Source organism: Shigella sp. SIG6 (genome assembly GCF_053555815.1).
The window spans coordinates 1-442 of the sequence record NZ_JBQZXC010000325.1; the positions used below are offsets into that span (position 1 = coordinate 1).

The 442-nt window shown below is 48.6% G+C and carries 1 protein-coding gene; it reads right to left on the bottom strand.

All coding sequences use genetic code 11. The features are described 5' to 3' along the window. Positions 1–57: 57 nt before the first annotated feature. Entirely contained in the window at positions 58–252 is a 195-nt protein-coding gene (locus ACUU1M_RS20635) for a Rop family plasmid primer RNA-binding protein (protein ID WP_001041639.1), read from the bottom strand. Between the last annotated feature and the right edge of the window lie 190 nt (positions 253–442).

Sequence of the window (442 nt, forward strand, 5' to 3'; positions counted from 1 at the left end):
TTATGTGACATTTTCTCCTTACGCTCTGTTGTGCCGTTCGGCATCCTGTCCTGAGCGTTATCTCTCTGTGCTATTTTCTACTTCAAAGCGTGTCTGTATGCTGTTCTGGAGTTCTTCTGCGAGTTCGTGCAGCTTCTCACACATGGTGGCCTGCTCGTCAGCATCGAGTGCGTCCAGTTTTTCGAGCAGCGTCAGGCTCTGGCCTTTTATGAATCCCGCCATGTTGAGTACGGTTTGCTGCTGCTTGTTCATCTTTTCGTTTTCTCCGTTCTGTCTGTCATCTGCGTTATGTGATTATATCGCGTACCACTTTTCGACTGTTTTGCTGCCGCTATTCTGCCGCCTGGCTTTTTGACGGGCATTTCTGTCAGACAACACTGTAACTGCCAAAAAACTGCTGTGCCTTTGTCGGTAATTCGAGCTTGCTGACAGGACAGGATGT

What these genes read in the sequence shown, in the direction of transcription:
- ACUU1M_RS20635 (WP_001041639.1), bottom strand. Translation starts at nt 252, where the DNA reads ATGAACAAGCAGCAGCAAACCGTACTCAACATGGCGGGATTCATAAAA.